Source organism: Enterobacter sp. ODB01 (assembly GCF_001623605.1).
Classification (GTDB): domain Bacteria; phylum Pseudomonadota; class Gammaproteobacteria; order Enterobacterales; family Enterobacteriaceae; genus Enterobacter; species Enterobacter kobei.
Genome location: NZ_CP015227.1, coordinates 3680761 through 3696672, shown reverse-complemented (window position 1 = coordinate 3696672; position 15912 = coordinate 3680761). Strand labels below are relative to the sequence as shown.

Below are 15912 nucleotides of genomic sequence, written 5' to 3'. Positions count from 1 at the left end.
CAAGGACAGCCGTATGACGAATACCCCTGCGATGAACCGCTACAGCTGGTATGGCAAATTACCCAGCGCCGGAGATTTCCTGCAGCGCCGCTTTCCTGACACCTTACAGCGCCAGTGGTCGCACTGGTTTCAGGTTGGCCTGCTTGCCTGGCAGCAGGAAGAGCAGCGTAGCGGAGAACGCCCGTTCACCAAAGCGCCGGTGTGGAATTTTGTTGTCCCCCCAATGCTGGGCAGCCAGATGATCCAGATGGGCTGCCTGCTGCCCGGTCGGGACAGCGTTGGCCGACAATACCCGGTGTGCATCCAGCTGAGCTTCGCCCCGTCAGAGTGGTCGACCAGCCTGCTCAGCCAGGCGGAAAGCTGGTATCAGCAGATAGGTCGTCTGGGACTGCACGCGGTGCGCAACAGTTTTTCCGCCTCGCAGCTGGATGAAATGCTGATGTCCATTCCGGCTCCGCAGCCCGTCGAGCCGCAAAAGCGTTCCGACATCCTTGACGTGATTGGCTATGACGAGGACGGTCAGAGCACGCTTGGCTGGCCGCAGGCGGCAGAGTGTTTTGACCCGCTGCGTCAGACCAGCTACTGGTGGACCAACCGCTGCGACGGTTACCCGCTGTACACCCATGTCCACAGCGGCAACTTTACCGGGCAGCTTTTCACCCTGCTGTTCGACCCGGCAGGGGGCGCCCGCCCGGGACGTCACGGTCTTTATCCGCCCATGTTTGAATAAGCAGGGATCTCATGAATATCGAAGAATTTCTCGCGCCCATAAGCCCGGATAAACCCTGTGGCGACAATCTGGAATACGACGCTGACTTCCAGGTGATGAACCAGGCAAGCCAGGGGAAAGCGGAACAGCAGTTTGGCGACACCATTATCCCGGCAGAGCCTGCTGACTGGAACACGGTAGAAAAATACGCCACCAGCCTGCTGGCGCGCACGAAAGATTTGCGCGTGATGCTGGCGCTAACCCATGCGTGGACACGCCGCCGCGGGCTGGCAGGCTACGCAGACGGGCTGCTGCTGGTGCAGGAGGCGCTCGCGCGCTACTGGGAGCCGCTTTATCCGCTTCTGGAGGAGTATGGCGAAACCGACCCGTTCTATCGGATTAATGCCCTGGCGGGGCTGAGCGATAAATCTGAACTCACCATTGCGGTACGTAACGCCTCGCTGCTGCGTTCAAACGGCGATGAAATTTCGCTGCGGGACGCCCAGGCACTGCTGGACGGCAGTAAAACTGAATGCCCGGACTATCCGGGGGGCCGTCCAAGATTGATTGACGAACTGGCCCGCGGCGACCAGCCAGGGACTGCCGCGGTAATCGTGATTAACGAGCGGTTGCTGGCCATCCGCGCGCTGCTTACCGGATATCTCGGTGAAAGCGGTGTACCCGAGATGGAACAACTGCTGAAGACCACAGGACTGGTCGCCAGTGCCTGTCAGGTGACCGACATCAGCAAGCTGTTGCCGGGCCGCGAGGCGCAGGCTGAACCGCAAGCCGATCATCAACCTGCGGCAACACAACCCGTTCAGCCGGTTACCGACTGGCGCAGCGTGCAGGTCACCAGCCGTGCCGATGCGCAGCTGATGCTGGAAAAAGCAAAACAGTATTTTGCGCAGTACGAACCGAGCCACCCCGCACCGCTGATGATTGAACGGGTGCAGCGGCTGTCAGAACTTAACTTTATGGACATTATTCGCGACCTGGCGCCAGACGGCGTTAACCAACTGGAAAACATCTTTGGACGCCGCGAATAACGCGTCCAGGCATTATGACGACAGGCATGGAGCCTGCCGTTTCACCTTCACCGCGCATCTTTGATGGAGAACATCATGGCAATGAGTAACAGTGGGCAGAAATTCATCGCACGTAACCGTGCCCCCCGCGTGCAGATCGAGTACGACGTAGAGATCTACGGTGCAGAACGTAAGATTCAGCTGCCGTTTGTGATGGGCGTCATGGCCGATCTGGTCGGTAAACCGGTGGAAAACCTGCCGGCGGTCGACGATCGCAAATTCCTTGAAATCGACATCGACAACTTTGACGAACGCATGAAGGCGCTGAAGCCGCGCGTGGCGTTCCAGGTGGATAATACCCTGACCGGCGAAGGTAAGCTCAACGTCGATCTGACCTTCGACAGCATGGACGACTTCCTGCCGGACGCGGTGGCCCGCAAGGTGGAGCCGCTGAACAAGCTGCTGGAAGCACGTACTCAGCTCTCCAACCTGCTGACCTACATGGACGGCAAAAACGGCGCGGAAGAGCTGATCGCAAAAATTCTGCAGGATCCGACGCTGCTCAAATCTCTGAGCCAGTTGCCGAAAAATGACGACAATGCGAAAGGTAGCGAGGAATAATCGATGAGCAACCAGACTCAACAACATGAGCAGCAGGCGGGTCAGGCCTTCAGCCAGGATGAATTCAGCGCGCTGCTGAACAAAGAGTTCCGCCCGAAAACCGATCAGGCGCGTTCTGCCGTGGAAAGCGCGGTCAAGACCCTGGCACAGCAGGCGCTGGAGAATACCGTTACCTTCTCTAACGATACCTATCGCACCATTCAGAACCTGATTGCCGGTATCGACGAACAGCTCTCTCAGCAGGTGAACCAGATCATTCACCACGAAGAGTTTCAGAAGCTGGAGAGCGCCTGGCGCGGTCTGAGCTACCTGGTGAACAACACCGAAACTGACGAGATGCTGAAGATCCGCTTTATGAGCATCTCCAAGCAGGAGCTGGGCCGTACCCTGAAGCGCTTCAAGGGCGTGGGCTGGGACCAGAGCCCGATCTTCAAGAAAATCTACGAGCAGGAGTATGGTCAGTTTGGCGGCGAGCCGTTTGGCTGCATCGTGGGCGACTACTACTTCGACCACAGCCCGCAGGACGTTGAGCTGCTGGGCGAAATGGCGCGCATCGGCTCTGCGGCACACTGTCCGTTCATCACCGGTACCGCACCGGGCGTGATGCAGATGGAGTCCTGGCAGGAGCTGGCTAACCCGCGCGACCTGACCAAAATCTTCCAGAATACCGAATACGCGGCCTGGCGTTCACTGCGTGAATCTGAAGATGCCCGCTACCTGGGGCTGGTGATGCCGCGCTTCCTGTCGCGCCTGCCGTATGGCATCCGCACTAACCCGGTCGACAGCTTTGATTTTGAAGAGCAGACCGACGGCGCAAACCACAACAGCTATTCGTGGGCGAACGCCGCCTATGCGATGGCGGCCAACATCAACCGCTCCTTCAAAGAGTACGGCTGGTGCACCTCGATTCGCGGCGTGGAGTCCGGTGGGGCAGTCGAAAACCTGCCGTGCCACACTTTCCCAAGCGATGACGGCGGCGTGGACATGAAATGCCCGACCGAGATCGCCATCAGCGACCGCCGCGAAGCCGAGCTGGCGAAAAACGGCTTCATGCCGCTGGTTCACCGGAAAAACTCCGACTTTGCTGCCTTCATTGGCGCGCAATCTCTGCAAAAACCGGCCGAGTACCACGATCCGGATGCCACCGCGAATGCGCGTCTGGCCTCTCGTCTGCCATACCTGTTCGCCTGCTGCCGCTTTGCCCACTATCTGAAGTGCATCGTGCGCGACAAAATTGGCTCCTTCCGCGAGCGCGAAGAGATGGAACGCTGGCTGAACGACTGGGTAATGAACTATGTGGACGGTGACCCGGCGAACTCCTCTCAGGAAACCAAGTCCCGTAAACCGCTGGCGGCTGCAGAAGTGCAGGTGCAGGAGATTGAAGACAACCCGGGTTATTACGCCGCGAAGTTCTTCCTGCGTCCACACTACCAGCTGGAAGGCCTGACCGTTTCCCTGCGTCTGGTTTCTAAACTGCCGTCGCTGAAGACGAAAGACGCGTGATGATGACTAGCCGGCCCGAAGGGGCCGGCTAGCTAAAAGCCTCATTTCAGTTAATTGCTGTCAATGAATAAGGATATCCGATGATAAAAACTTTATTAATCGTAACCAGTTTGCTGGCAGCTTCTACTCTGGCAAGCGCGGAAACAGGAAATTATAAATATCCTCAGGCCGAAGCATTACCTCAGGATGATACTTCAAACTTTCAACGCGATCCGTCCTTGTTAACGGGATACGATTTAAATTTAAGCGCCGATCGCTTCGCTAAAGCCTGGTTATCGAAAACAAATGAACGTGAACGCATAAAGGCTAATATGTATCTTCTCGGCGTAGTCGACGCGTCTGAGGGAACTGCATGGTGCACGGGCAAACCTCTTTTGCCAAATACTCTCCATGAATTTCTTTATTCGCGTTTTGCAAACTTATCGAAACAGCAAGGCGCGGAGCGCGCTTCAAAAATCATCATTGACGGCATGAAAGAATTACGTCCGTGTACGAAAGGAGAGTAATAAATGAGACCATTATACGAACAACTGAAACGTCAGCATTACTCTTCTAATCACACACGCGCGGGGTTTGCCTCGGGTGAACAGGTCTTCTCTGAAATTGGCTACGACTATCCGACGATTATCAAGCAGCAGCCTGCTTACGAGAATACCTGTGCAGTACGAATGAGTCTGGCCTTATTAAAATGTAATGTTGAATTTACAGGGCGTTTACCCATAAAGGCGGGACCCTATAAGGGAAAGACAATTGAACCTGGCGCAAAATTACTTGCCGATCAACTATATAAATCACATGTTTTTGGGAAGGCTGAAATTTTTACTGACCGTGAGGCAGGTGCCCGCTCAATGTTGGGCAGAAAAGGTGTCGTGTTTTTCAATAGAATTGATGGTTATGGCGGTGGCCATATCGACCTCATTGAGCCTCTGAGCAATAATTCGTTTATATGTAACTCAGATTGTTTTCCTTACTGTCAGGAAATCTGGTTTTGGGAATTAAAATAATCGTTTTCAGATATCTAAAAGCAGTATTTCTTTTGTTCCCTGCCTTCTGTTTTCCTGCTCGCAGTGATAACCCATACGTTGATTTTTATCAGCAGCAAACATACCGACAGGTGGTAAAAGATTTGGTCCTGGCGCGCTGTCTTGCACAGGTGGCAGATAAGAACAGCCAGTTTTCTATCGATGCGGCCCGCAGTGCGAGTGCATTTATTGAGTGGGTGCCGTTTGATGCTGAAAACGGTATTGACAAAGTGAATGCCATTATTGGGAAATATAAAAATAAAATTAACGGCTTTCACTCGGAGCGAAAACCCGATGTCAAAGGCGTAACGTTAAACTGTCTACGTCTTTATCATAGCGACGAACTTAATAAACTTGTACCTCAATTAATTATCGGCAATCCTGACCGAACCTGGCTTCAGGATAACCCGCAGTAGTAAAGACTTCACATTCTTTCCATTTATTCAGGGGGAATGTAAGACTGTCAAATGACACGGGTCATTTGATATGAGGCAGAGGTAAAATATGGACGGTTTTATTCAGCCCCATGCTTTCCTGTTTGCCATATAAGTGCTTTTTCGAAAGCAATATTGTTCATCCACGAAGAGTAGATATTATGGCTATTGATATGTTTCTGAAGGTCGAGGGTGTTACGGGCGAATCTAAAGATTCTAACCACACCGGCTGGACTGATATTACCTCCTTCTCCTGGGGCGCTTCCCAGCCGGGTAATATGAGCGTTGGCGGTGGCGGCGGTGCCGGTAAAGTAAACTTTAACGATCTGCACGTTAACGCTCTGATCGACAAATCCACCACTGCAATCCTGAAACACTGCGCCAGCGGTAAACACCTGACCAAAGTTGAACTGTCCGTCTGTAAAGCCGGTGGTCAGCAGGTGGAATATACCCGTATCACGCTGGAAGATGTGCTGGTGACTTCTGTTCAGTACACCGGTGCAGACAACGGCGATACCGTTGGTGTGACCTACGCGTTCCAGGCTGCGAAAGTGAAACAGCAGTACTGGGAGCAGACCACTGCCGGTGGTAAAGGTGCTGAAAGCAGCGCTGGCTGGAACATCAAAGAGAACAAAGAAGCGTAATTGCGCATGTGGCCGGGGAGTTTTCCCCGGCCATTATGATTGGTTCACTATTCGGCGTGTTTTTGCGATGGAAAGAGCGTTAACGGTTATACCCATTGTATTATCATGTAGCGCCTGCATATCCCATCCTGCTCAGTTTCAAAGTTTAACTGTTAAGGTGGAAAAAAATGTACCCTGTTTTGGGATTTCGAATGACATGAGGCTAAGTGAGCCTGTGTTAGTTTACGAACCTTCTATATCTCGACGTGTAGGTAACAAATGGGAAATTGCTGTCTCTCCAGGAACATTTCCTTCCACCCACATTTTAAACTCTGAAGAGTGTCTTCGCTGGGATAAAGTGGACTGGCAGTCAGGGGAATATGATGTGGTATTGAAGGCGAGAACTCATAATACGGAACTTCGCTATGCGGCTCGCTTTATTCTCAGTGTAAATGCCAAAGGTGAGTTATCGCTAGCCAAAACAGAGTAGGAGAGTTTTTAAACGTTGCCGTTTTTTAAGAAAACATCAACGTTTGGATGCTGGTTCACCTCCATTTTTATTTGAATGCGAGTGCTTATTTGTGAAAATCAATGGGAATGAATATGGCTAGTCAATCATTAGTTAATCCGGGATATTGTATTGTTCAGCAACCCGGAACCCTGGATTTCCAGGCAAGGCTTTTATTCAATAATCCAAATAGTGATGCTGCACGTTATTTCATGCAGGTTAATAGTGATGCGCAGTGGTCAAAGCCTGGGCAGATGTTGATTCTAGATGTGCCGGGAAGTAATAATTCTGTGCAACTTAAGCAATTACAGCTTGCTAAAAAGAAAGTCAATGGTGCTCTGGCCGATCTTAACTCTGGAGAAGCGAATTTCTTTAACCAACATTTTAGTACTATAGCTGCAGTCACTAATTTTATGGATAAGTCCCTTGGTGTCGTTGCTGATGCAGGCGAAAAATATTTTAGTGAAATAGAAAAAAAACTTAAATCCATTGAGTTGGCTTACCAGAATCAGTACAGAGCACAAGGGACATTGATAAGCCAACAGTTTTTTGTTGAGCGTCAGCGCCTCTTTTCTGAGTTGGATGGTTTATTAAACAAATTGTCTCGTCTGACCTTAAAGATGAAACCCTATAACGAATTGAAGCATGCATTAGGCTTGTCAAGCAGATCCATTGTACATGAATGGAGTACAGCCGGAGTCGCTTCTATTCGTGGTTATTCAACATATATCGATAATGCCTCTAAGGCCGCTCGTTTTCTTAAAGCGGGAGGGTGGCTTGCAATAGGTTTTGCAGGTGCAAATACCACTAATGAAGTTTACAATGCCTGCACCGCGGGACGAGAGCAGAGTTGCTCTAAAGTTGCTGTGAAAAAATACAGCAGCTTTGGTGCAAGCCTGGCAGGGGGTATTTACGGTGGTAAATACGGAGCCATGGCAGGTGCTGGTGTATGCGTTGCGCTTGGTGTTGCGACGGGGGGCGTAGGACTGCTCGCCTGCTCCATTGTCGGGGCAGCTGCAGGTGGATACGTTGGTGGTGAGATAGCGGGCGGAGCGACTGAGTATATGATGGATAAAATATGGTGAATATAGAGAATTTACTATTATTTCTTATCGTGGTTTTATTGTTGATTGTTATAATTATGGATCTGCTCAGTTCTCGTTATTTCAAAAAACACGAGGCTGATTATAATCAGTTACTTTCAGACTATCGGCGCAAAGGATATGATCTGGATCTTGTAACCGACTATGCTTCTTTTTTTGGTTCGCTGGCTAATTATCAAAAAATAATCTGGTTCGTTCGCCTTTATAAAGGCATTAAAATGAAATTTACGCGTGAAAGGCTTGTTCAGGAAGAAGCTTATAAATATGTGCAGTCGTTACCTGAAGAAAGAATTGGCTGGATACTAAAGTTACATCGTCGTTATAAGCTACAGGCATTAATATTCACTCTATGGCTCATTGTTGGATTATATTTTATCACCTTCATTAAATAGTTTTGATATTCAATTTCTCAAACGCCGCCGTTCTCACCCCCGAGAGCGGCAGCGTTTGAGCGCTAATCATACCAGCAGGAATACGCCATGCGATTCACGATTATTTCTACGAAACCCGGTCATCAGCCGCCGCAGAGCAGCTGTGATTTTTATGCCCCGGGCGGCACCATTGGGCGCGGTACGGATAACAATCTGGTGTTGCCGGACAATGACCGCACCATCTCGCGCCTGCAGGCCATTGTTCACGTTGACGCCAATGGTGAATGTCGCGTCACTAACCGTGGCAGCGTCACCCGCGTGGTATTAAATGATATTCCGCTGGAGCGGGGGCGTCAGGTTGAACTGCAGGATGGCGACATTCTCGGTATTGATGACTACCGTATCGAAGTGGCCGAACTTATCCACGACACGCAGCCGGTGAGCCGCATGGCCGCCAGCATGCAGCAGCAGGCGCATCCGACAGCCGCGCCAGCGCCAGCATCGCAACCGAAGCCTGCTAACCCTGCGCCACGCGGTAAAGCGGAACCAACTGCCGTGCCGTCGGAAATCTGGGATAGCCTGATGCAGGAGTTTTCCATCTCCGACAGCATCTCCAGCAACCGTGCAAAACCGCAGTCAGCGGCTTCGCAGGATCCGTTCTCTCAGCCTGCGGCGCCGGAGCGTAATGCTGAAGATCCGCTGGCGATGTTCAACGACAGCGATCCCACGCTTGAGCGTAAGAATGTCGACCCGGACACGCTGTTCGGCGAAGAAACGCTGTTCAAAAAAGAGAGCATTTTCGACGACGTGACGCCTTCCACGCTGGTGCCACCTGTTGAGACTCAACCCGCCCCTAAAGAAGAGGCGGTAGATGAACTCGATCCGCTGGCGCTATTTGGTGGCAAGGCCAGCGCGCCGGCTGCACGCAATGATGACCCGCTCGGGCTGATGGGCGGGGCGCCGTTAACCCATCCGGATGACATCACTGACGAAAAGCCAGCGCCTGAGCCTGAGCAGGAGGAAGACGTCCTTGCCGGTTCCCCGCTTTTTGCCCCTGAGCCGCAGGAAACGCCGCGTGCAGAAGAGGAGCCGGTGAGACCAGATTACGCAGGTTTCACGATGCCTACGCCGCAGGCCGTTGCGCGCAGCAGCGCTCAGACCCCTAAGGGCCGACTGCGTATCGATCCGGTTAATAACGCTGCCTCGCCATCTGCTACCGCGAACACTGGAGAGAAGGGCGATGTGTTGCAGGGGGAACTGCTGCAGGCACTGCTGGAAGGGATGGGGCTGAGCGAAATGCAGCCTGTCCCGCAGTTTGACCGGGAAAATATGCGTCAGCTGGGGCAGATCCTCGGCATGTTCTCTCAGGGCACCGTGGCGCTGCTCTCCTCACGCTCTATTCTTAAACGCGGCGTAAAAGCCGATATGACCATGGTGCTGGACGATGCCAACAACCCGTTCAAGCTGTTGCCGACCGGGAAAACGGTTCTGATCCAGATGTTTGGCACCCCGATGCCGGGCTTTATGCCGCCAACGAAATCCGTGCGCGATGCGTTGATCGATCTGCAGGCGCACCAGTTGGGCATGATCTCCGGCATCCGCGCCATTATTGCCGCGATGCTGCAATCCTTTAATCCGGAACAACTGGAAGAGCAGGCGAAGCAAAACGGCATGACCTCGCGTCTGGCGCTGCCGGGCAGCCGTAAAGCCGCCCTGTGGGACTATTTTGTTCGCAGCTATGGCGAGACGGCGGGCGAGATTGAGGATGACTTCCACACCCTGTTCGGCGAAGCCTTCCTTCATGCGTATGACATGGAGGTGAATCAGTACAAAGACTCACAGAGCGGATCGGAAGACAAATGAATATCGCAACGGCTTCTCTCTCCCGCCAGGGGACGCGCGCCAGCAACCAGGATCAGACGGGAGAAACCATAGGGGAACGTTCAGCCTGCTTTGTCGTCTGTGACGGCATCGCTGGCCTGCCGGGCGGTGAGGTGGCCGCTGAACTGGCCCGCAACAGTATTATTTCCCGCTTCGATGGCGACAAACACCTTAACGCGCAGCATATCCGTGATTATGTGCAGACCGCGAATCGCACCATTCTCAGCGAACAGCAGGCCGTTCAGGATTATCGCCGGATGGGCACGACGCTGGTCAGCCTGTTTATTGACCGTGATTATGGCCTGGCCTACTGGGCGCATGCCGGAGACAGCCGTCTGTATCTGTTTCGCCGGGGATGGCTGTGGCATGTCACCACCGACCACAGCCTGGTGCAGCAGATGAAAGATGCCGGGCACCAGACCGACAACCTGAACAGTAATCTGCTCTATCTGGCGCTGGGGATTGAAAACGGTGGGCCGGAAGCGAGCTACAGCGATGTCGTGCAGGTCGAAGACGGCGATGCATTCCTGCTCTGCACCGACGGGTTCTGGCACGGCGTCAGCGAAGAGCAAATGAAGCAATCGCTGCATATGGTCAATACGCCCCAGGAATGGCTGACCTTAATGAACCAAATCATTCAAAAGAATGGCGAGCAGGAGGGGAATGCGCAGGATAACTACACCGCCCTGGCGGTATGGATGGGCAACCCTCAGGACACCACTTTGCTGCATACCCTCTCTGATGCAGCACAATTTCTTCCCTGCGGAACTGATTAGACACACAAGGAACGATATGAAACTTTGGCTATCGGGTTTGGCACTTCTGGCGGTGACCTCCACCGCGCAGGCTGAGAATTTCCGCATCGTGCAGTCTCCTGCGCAGAAGCTGGATATCTGGATCGACAACATCAAAGACAACACCCCGCAAAGCTGGTGTAAGCCGGAGGTGGCACTGCGCATCGTGGCGAACGGCAAGAAGGATGTCTCTGTGCTGGAAAACTTCGTGCCACGCCTTGGCTCACTGCTGGAACACCAGTGCAGCAAAGTGAACACGCTCAGCTGGACGCTCAACGATCCGGCGGGAACGACGCTGGCGCAAGGAGCCGCCGCCAAAGCGCAGGAGTGGGCGCTGGTGGTGAAACAGCAGCAGGCGACGCCAGCCGTGACGACGACCACTGCCAGCGGGGCGTTAATGCCGCCGGATCAAAACGTTGCAACCCATACGGTTGCCGCTGACCGCACGCCGTGGCAGGAGTTTACCCTCCAGGACGGCTGTCACCTGCGCACCTTCTGGGAAGGCGGCGCATCTGCACCGGCGCTCTTTATTCCGGATTCTGATACCACCCGCTGCGGCAATGGCAGCTGGCTCAGCGGTCACACCGTGATCTCCCAGTCCCGCAACGGCGGGCAAAAAGAGATGGCTGTGACGTACATTCATGGCTTCCCGGTCATGGGGCTGAATCAAAACGCTGACCCGGAAAACGCGCTGATCACCTCCGTCAACAAAGAGCGCATGGTTTTCAGCACCCCAAACAGCGACCAGAGCTGGATGATCCTGCCTTACGATAACGCGCTCAACGGCTGGAAAAGTAACGGCACGGTGGCAGTAGAGATTTCCCGTGAAACCGCCAGCGATGATGCAAAGCTGCAGGCGCGTATTGCGGCGGTGAAGAAAACCTGGAGCGCCTGGGTCGCACCCGGCACCTCACTGAATATCGTTCTGATTGACACCCTGCGCCCTCAGCTGCGCGATCCGGCGGTGGGCGCATGGCGCGCGGCGAATTAAGGAATGGTTATGAATACGCTCTATCAACAGCTGGCGGGTGAAACGCTCAATGACGCGCTGGCGCGTCTGGAAGCCGGGATCAAAGCCCGTCCGGCAGATGCCGACCTTCGCGCCGCGTTCGTGCAGTTTTTAACCCTTAGCGGCAACTGGACCCGGGCGCTGACCCAGCTGAAAAGCTGGCTGGTGCTGAAGCCTCAGGCGAAGCCGACCGTCACACTGCTTGAGCAGGCCATTCAGGGTGAGCTGCAGCGTGCGCAGGTGATGGCGGGCCAGGCGCGTCCAGCCATGCCTGAATCTCAGTGGCCGTGGCTGACCACGCTTGCCGCCGCGCTTAACGAAGAGGGCGAGCGCGCCCAGGCGTTGCGTCTGGAAGCCCTTGAACAGGCGCAGGCAACGGCGGGACACATCATCCTTGAAAACGAGGAGACGCAGGCGTTTGACTGGCTGATGGAGGGTGATGCCCGTCTTGGTCCGGTGTGCGAAACCCTTGTTAACGGACGCTATTTCTGGCTGCCGTTTAACGCTATTGCGGAGATCCGTTTCCAGGCGCCCGCCAGCGTGACCGATCTGGTCTGGCGTCATGCGCTGGTCCGTCTTACCGACGGTACCGAGCAGGTGTGCCAGATCCCGGCGCGCTATCCTTTTGCGGCTGATGCCCCGGATGCGGTCAAACTGGGGCGCACTACCGAGTGGCATCCGCTTGATGAGAGCGGCACGCTGTATGAAGGGCTGGGTCAAAAAGCCTGGCTGAGCGAGCAAAGCGAAAGCCCGCTGCTGTCGTTAAGCCTCGTGACGTTTGCGACGGACGGAGCCGATGAGTAATCCCGCTGGCGAAGGCGATCTGCTGCGCAGCGGCTGGCAGGCCCGCAGCAAGCAGGATAAGGTGGGGGCGCGCGACAAAATGCAGCCCTCGCTGCTGGATCGCCTTACGGATAACGACCCGGAAAAAAAGCGTGAGCCAGCCAACAGTAATCTGATCACCCACGCTGCGCTGCGTCGCAATGTCCTGCGGGATCTGCAGTGGCTGTTTAATACCATCAACCATGATGCCTCCGGCGATCTGAGCGCCTTGCCGCAGGTGAGCCGCTCGGTGATCAACTTCGGCGTCGCGCCGCTCGCAGGTAAGCGAATGTCAGATATCGAATGGCACGATATTCAGCGCAAGCTCACCGAGGCCATCATCAATTTTGAACCGCGCATTTTGCCGCAGGGATTGCAGGTGCGCTGCGTGTCGGATACCTCCTCGCTGGATCTGCACAACGTGCTCTCCATTGAGATAAAAGGGCGTTTATGGTGTGTGCCGTACCCGCTGGAGTTTCTGTTTCGCACCGATGTCGATCTGGAAAACGGCCATTTTGAACTGAAAGATGCGGGGTAATCATGGAAAGTAAACTGCTCGAATACTACAACCGTGAGCTGGCCTACCTGCGTGAAATGGGGGCCGAGTTTGCCGAGCGCTACCCAAAAGTCGCCGGACGACTGGGCATGCGCGGCGTTGAAGTGGCGGACCCGTACACGGAACGCCTGATGGAAGGTTTCGCTTTTCTGACCTCCCGCGTGCAGATGAAAATGGATGCCGAGTTTCCGCGTTTCTCCCAGCGTCTGCTGGAGATGATCGCGCCGAATTACCTCGCGCCAACCCCATCAATGGCGATTGCGCAAATCGAGCCCGACAGCAGCCGGGGCGACCTGAGCAATGGCTTTATTGTGCCGCGCGGCACCATGATGGACAGCCTGGCGCTGAAAAAGACCGGCGTAACCTGCAGCTATACTACGGCGCACGAGGTTAATCTGCTGCCGCTGAAAATTGACAACGTGGAGCTGGGCGGCGTGCCTGCTGACCTGCCGCTGGCACAACTGGGGTTAAGCCAGCGGGGAATCAACAGCGCGTTGCGGATCCGCATTGCCTGCGACGGCCCGCAAAACCTCGGCCATCTGAATTTCGACCAGCTGACGTTTTTCCTCAGCGGCCCGGACATTGAAGCGCTGAAGCTGCTGGAGCTGGTGATGGAACATCACGCCGGAATCGTCTGCCAGACGGTCAGCCCGCAACCTCAGCGACAGCTGCTGGCGTCGGATGCCTTGTGTCAGGAGGGCTTTGCCGCGGATCAGGCACTGCTCCCGGACGATCTGCGCAACTTTGACGGTTATCGTCTGCTGCAGGAGTATTTCGCGTTCCCAGCCCGTTTCCGCTTTATCAGCCTGAGCGGCCTGAACACGCTGCTCCAGCGCTGTGAAGGCGAAAAAGCCTTCGATATCTTCATCCTGCTGGATAAATCAGATGAACAGCTGGAGCGCGTGGTGGATGCCAGCCATCTGGCGCTGCACTGCACGCCAGTCATCAACCTGTTCCCGAAGGTGGCGGCGCGTCAAAAGCTGAATGAAGGCCAGCACGAATACCATCTGGTGGTCGATAACATCCGCCCGCTGGATTATGAAATTTACGCGGTGAATAAAATCTTCGGCAGCGCGGACGGTCAGCGTGACGACCAGACGTTTCGTCCTTTCTGGAGCACCTGGAGCGGGGACGCGGGCAACTACGGAGCCTATTTTTCCCTGCGCCGGGAACAGCGCGTGCTCTCAGAGCATGCCCAGCGCTACGGCACCCGTACCGGCTATATCGGTTCAGAGGTGTTTGTTTCGCTGGTGGATGAACAGCACGCCCCGTGGCAGGAAAACCTGCGCTACATCTCTGCCGAGGTGCTCTGCACCAGCCGCGACCTGCCGCTGATGCTACAGCAGGAGCTTGGGCAGTTCATCATGGCCGACTCCATGCCGGTGAAATCGTTGACCCTGCGTAAAGGCCCGACGCCACCGCGTCCGGCGCTGGCAGAAGGGTTCAGCACCTGGCGGCTTATCAGCCAGCTGCAGATGAACTACCTCAGCCTGATGGACAGCGAGAATGAAGAGGGGGCTGCCGCGCTTCGCCAGCTGTTAGGGCTGTATGCCAACCTGGCCGAAACGGCCGTGGCGCGTCAGGTGGAGGGGGTTCTCCACTGCGTGCTGGAGCCGGTTCACCGCCGCGTGCCTGAACCCGGTCCGGTCGTTTTCGCCCGCGGAATCGGCATTACCCTGACCGTAGACGAGCGGGCGTTTTCCGGTGCCAGCCCGTGGCTTTTCGGCAGCGTGCTGCAACGCCTGTTTGCCCGGCTGGTATCCATCAACAGCTTTACTGAGTTCACCCTGAAGAGTCAGCAGCGCGGTGAGATTGGCTACTGGGCACCGAGAATGGGTAAAAGGGCGCTGGTATGAGTGACGCTGCCACTGCACCGCTGCGCGTGCATCGCCTGACGAAGCTGCCGGAGACGTTCTGGCACGGGGTCCGTCAAACGCCCTGGCGCTACGATCTGTTTCAGCTGTTAAGGCGTATTGATGCCCAGGGCGGCGAGCGCTACCCGCTGGGACGCGCGCCGCTGCCGAAATTTGAGCCGCTGCGCATCGGCCAGCAGCCGTCGATGAGCTTTGCGCCGTCGACGCTGGCCGAGGTCAGCCTGCGGGAAGAGAGCGGGCTGCATGAGGTGTCTATCCTCAGCTTCGGGCTGTTTGGTCCGAACGGCCCGCTGCCGGTTCACATGACCGAATATGCCCGCGAGCGTATTCATCACCATCAGGACACCAGCCTGAGCGCGTTTGTCGATCTGTTTCATCATCGTCTGACGCTGCTGTTTTACCGCGCCTGGGCGGATGCGCAGCCTGCCGTCTCCCTTGATCGCGCTGACAACAAACGCTTTGAGGGCTACCTGGCCTCGCTGATTGGCATGGGACAGCCGGGCCAGATGAATAAAGGCAGCCTGAGCGCCCATGCCCGCTTTACCCACGCTGGGCATCTGACCCGCCACAGTCGGGATCCGGAGGGGCTGGAGAAGATCCTGCGCAACTATTTTAACGCCCCGGTCAGGCTGGTAAGCAACGTGCCGCAGTGGATGCCGCTCTCCACGCGTGAGCAGGCACAGCTGGGGGAAGGTCGCCGTATGCCGCGCATGGGGGAGTCCGCCTTTCTTGGCGTCGCCGTCCGCGACGTACAGCATAAGTTTCGTATTGAAATCGGCCCGCTGAGCGCTGAAGAGTACAACCGGTTTTTACCTGGCGAAGCGTGGGTCACCGAACTGCGCGACTGGGTGCGCCAGTACATTGGGGTGGAGTTTGAATGGGAAACGCGGGTGATCCTGCATGAAGACGCGGTGCAGGGTACCTCCCTCGGCAGCAATGGGCAATTAGGCTACAACACCTGGCTGGGCCTTCAGCCGCAGCCTGTTCCGCGTGGCGATCTGGTCTATCGCGCAGAGCGGTAATCCTTCCGTATACCGAATCATTGTTAATGGAA

Annotated in this window: 18 protein-coding genes; all 18 read left to right on the top strand. The window is 55.2% G+C overall.

Translation table 11 applies throughout. The features are described from left to right. The first annotated feature begins 13 nt into the window (after positions 1 to 13). The 18 genes from tagF (at position 14) to tssG (ending at position 15880) form a co-directional block, all read left to right on the top strand. Complete coding sequence (tagF, locus tag A4308_RS17535) at positions 14 to 730, top strand: type VI secretion system-associated protein TagF (RefSeq protein ID WP_014884235.1); 717 nt, start codon at positions 14 to 16, stop codon at positions 728 to 730. Positions 731 to 741: 11 nt separating this feature from the next. Continuing rightward, entirely contained in the window at positions 742 to 1758 is a 1017-nt protein-coding gene (gene tssA, locus A4308_RS17530) for a type VI secretion system protein TssA (protein WP_023330612.1), read from the top strand. A 75-nt stretch (positions 1759 to 1833) separates the two neighbouring features. Further along, positions 1834 to 2358: a type VI secretion system contractile sheath small subunit gene (gene tssB / locus A4308_RS17525; RefSeq protein ID WP_045281204.1), complete on the top strand. Its 525-nt coding sequence runs from the start codon at positions 1834 to 1836 to the stop codon at positions 2356 to 2358. A 3-nt stretch (positions 2359 to 2361) separates the two neighbouring features. Further along, positions 2362 to 3861 (top strand): type VI secretion system contractile sheath large subunit, encoded by a 1500-nt coding sequence (gene tssC, locus A4308_RS17520; protein WP_014884232.1) that lies wholly within the window; start codon positions 2362 to 2364, stop codon positions 3859 to 3861. 80 nt (positions 3862 to 3941) lie between these two features. Then, positions 3942 to 4367: a Rap1a/Tai family immunity protein gene (locus A4308_RS17515; protein ID WP_045281205.1), complete on the top strand. Its 426-nt coding sequence runs from the start codon at positions 3942 to 3944 to the stop codon at positions 4365 to 4367. Positions 4368 to 4370: 3 nt separating this feature from the next. Further along, complete coding sequence (locus tag A4308_RS17510) at positions 4371 to 4865, top strand: T6SS effector amidase Tae4 family protein (RefSeq protein WP_045134166.1); 495 nt, start codon at positions 4371 to 4373, stop codon at positions 4863 to 4865. After that, entirely contained in the window at positions 4850 to 5299 is a 450-nt protein-coding gene (locus A4308_RS17505; RefSeq protein WP_080352183.1) for a T6SS amidase immunity protein Tai4 family protein, read from the top strand. The genes A4308_RS17510 and A4308_RS17505 overlap by 16 nt, the downstream gene beginning before the upstream one ends. Positions 5300 to 5478: 179 nt before the next feature. Then, positions 5479 to 5961: an Hcp family type VI secretion system effector gene (locus A4308_RS17500; protein WP_014884229.1), complete on the top strand. Its 483-nt coding sequence runs from the start codon at positions 5479 to 5481 to the stop codon at positions 5959 to 5961. Further along, on the top strand, positions 5912 to 6430 hold the full coding sequence (locus A4308_RS22575; protein ID WP_127312429.1) for a hypothetical protein: 519 nt from the start codon (positions 5912 to 5914) through the stop codon (positions 6428 to 6430). Before A4308_RS17500 ends, A4308_RS22575 begins: the two co-directional genes overlap by 50 nt. 113 nt (positions 6431 to 6543) lie before the next feature. After that, complete coding sequence (locus tag A4308_RS17495) at positions 6544 to 7533, top strand: hypothetical protein (RefSeq protein WP_045134164.1); 990 nt, start codon at positions 6544 to 6546, stop codon at positions 7531 to 7533. Further along, the gene (locus tag A4308_RS17490; protein WP_032636243.1) at positions 7527 to 7943 is read left to right on the top strand and encodes a hypothetical protein; all 417 of its coding nucleotides are present in this window, start codon (positions 7527 to 7529) and stop codon (positions 7941 to 7943) included. Before A4308_RS17495 ends, A4308_RS17490 begins: the two co-directional genes overlap by 7 nt. A gap of 87 nt (positions 7944 to 8030) precedes the next feature. Beyond that, entirely contained in the window at positions 8031 to 9785 is a 1755-nt protein-coding gene (gene tagH, locus A4308_RS17485; RefSeq protein ID WP_023337405.1) for a type VI secretion system-associated FHA domain protein TagH, read from the top strand. Beyond that, positions 9782 to 10579 (top strand): PP2C family protein-serine/threonine phosphatase, encoded by a 798-nt coding sequence (locus A4308_RS17480; protein WP_014884226.1) that lies wholly within the window; start codon positions 9782 to 9784, stop codon positions 10577 to 10579. The genes tagH and A4308_RS17480 overlap by 4 nt, the downstream gene beginning before the upstream one ends. A gap of 16 nt (positions 10580 to 10595) precedes the next feature. Then, positions 10596 to 11588, top strand: a complete 993-nt coding sequence (locus A4308_RS17475; RefSeq protein WP_045281207.1) for a hypothetical protein — start codon at positions 10596 to 10598, stop codon at positions 11586 to 11588. A gap of 9 nt (positions 11589 to 11597) precedes the next feature. After that, positions 11598 to 12410 carry a type VI secretion system accessory protein TagJ gene (locus A4308_RS17470; protein ID WP_045281208.1) on the top strand — a complete coding sequence of 271 codons (813 nt, stop codon included), beginning with the start codon at positions 11598 to 11600 and terminating at the stop codon, positions 12408 to 12410. Continuing rightward, the gene (tssE, locus tag A4308_RS17465) at positions 12403 to 12966 is read left to right on the top strand and encodes a type VI secretion system baseplate subunit TssE (protein WP_014884223.1); all 564 of its coding nucleotides are present in this window, start codon (positions 12403 to 12405) and stop codon (positions 12964 to 12966) included. The genes A4308_RS17470 and tssE overlap by 8 nt, the downstream gene beginning before the upstream one ends. A 2-nt stretch (positions 12967 to 12968) precedes the next feature. Beyond that, positions 12969 to 14840 (top strand): type VI secretion system baseplate subunit TssF, encoded by a 1872-nt coding sequence (gene tssF, locus A4308_RS17460; protein WP_045281209.1) that lies wholly within the window; start codon positions 12969 to 12971, stop codon positions 14838 to 14840. Then, complete coding sequence (gene tssG / locus A4308_RS17455) at positions 14837 to 15880, top strand: type VI secretion system baseplate subunit TssG (protein ID WP_023330605.1); 1044 nt, start codon at positions 14837 to 14839, stop codon at positions 15878 to 15880. The genes tssF and tssG overlap by 4 nt, the downstream gene beginning before the upstream one ends. Positions 15881 to 15912 lie beyond the last annotated feature (32 nt).

What these genes read in the sequence shown, in the direction of transcription:
- tagF (WP_014884235.1), top strand. Translation starts at nt 14, where the DNA reads ATGACGAATACCCCTGCGATGAACCGCTACAGCTGGTATGGCAAATTA.
- tssA (WP_023330612.1), top strand. Translation starts at nt 742, where the DNA reads ATGAATATCGAAGAATTTCTCGCGCCCATAAGCCCGGATAAACCCTGT.
- tssB (WP_045281204.1), top strand. Translation starts at nt 1,834, where the DNA reads ATGGCAATGAGTAACAGTGGGCAGAAATTCATCGCACGTAACCGTGCC.
- tssC (WP_014884232.1), top strand. Translation starts at nt 2,362, where the DNA reads ATGAGCAACCAGACTCAACAACATGAGCAGCAGGCGGGTCAGGCCTTC.
- A4308_RS17515 (WP_045281205.1), top strand. Translation starts at nt 3,942, where the DNA reads ATGATAAAAACTTTATTAATCGTAACCAGTTTGCTGGCAGCTTCTACT.
- A4308_RS17510 (WP_045134166.1), top strand. Translation starts at nt 4,371, where the DNA reads ATGAGACCATTATACGAACAACTGAAACGTCAGCATTACTCTTCTAAT.
- A4308_RS17500 (WP_014884229.1), top strand. Translation starts at nt 5,479, where the DNA reads ATGGCTATTGATATGTTTCTGAAGGTCGAGGGTGTTACGGGCGAATCT.
- A4308_RS17495 (WP_045134164.1), top strand. Translation starts at nt 6,544, where the DNA reads ATGGCTAGTCAATCATTAGTTAATCCGGGATATTGTATTGTTCAGCAA.
- A4308_RS17490 (WP_032636243.1), top strand. Translation starts at nt 7,527, where the DNA reads ATGGTGAATATAGAGAATTTACTATTATTTCTTATCGTGGTTTTATTG.
- tagH (WP_023337405.1), top strand. Translation starts at nt 8,031, where the DNA reads ATGCGATTCACGATTATTTCTACGAAACCCGGTCATCAGCCGCCGCAG.
- A4308_RS17480 (WP_014884226.1), top strand. Translation starts at nt 9,782, where the DNA reads ATGAATATCGCAACGGCTTCTCTCTCCCGCCAGGGGACGCGCGCCAGC.
- A4308_RS17475 (WP_045281207.1), top strand. Translation starts at nt 10,596, where the DNA reads ATGAAACTTTGGCTATCGGGTTTGGCACTTCTGGCGGTGACCTCCACC.
- A4308_RS17470 (WP_045281208.1), top strand. Translation starts at nt 11,598, where the DNA reads ATGAATACGCTCTATCAACAGCTGGCGGGTGAAACGCTCAATGACGCG.
- tssE (WP_014884223.1), top strand. Translation starts at nt 12,403, where the DNA reads ATGAGTAATCCCGCTGGCGAAGGCGATCTGCTGCGCAGCGGCTGGCAG.
- tssF (WP_045281209.1), top strand. Translation starts at nt 12,969, where the DNA reads ATGGAAAGTAAACTGCTCGAATACTACAACCGTGAGCTGGCCTACCTG.
- tssG (WP_023330605.1), top strand. Translation starts at nt 14,837, where the DNA reads ATGAGTGACGCTGCCACTGCACCGCTGCGCGTGCATCGCCTGACGAAG.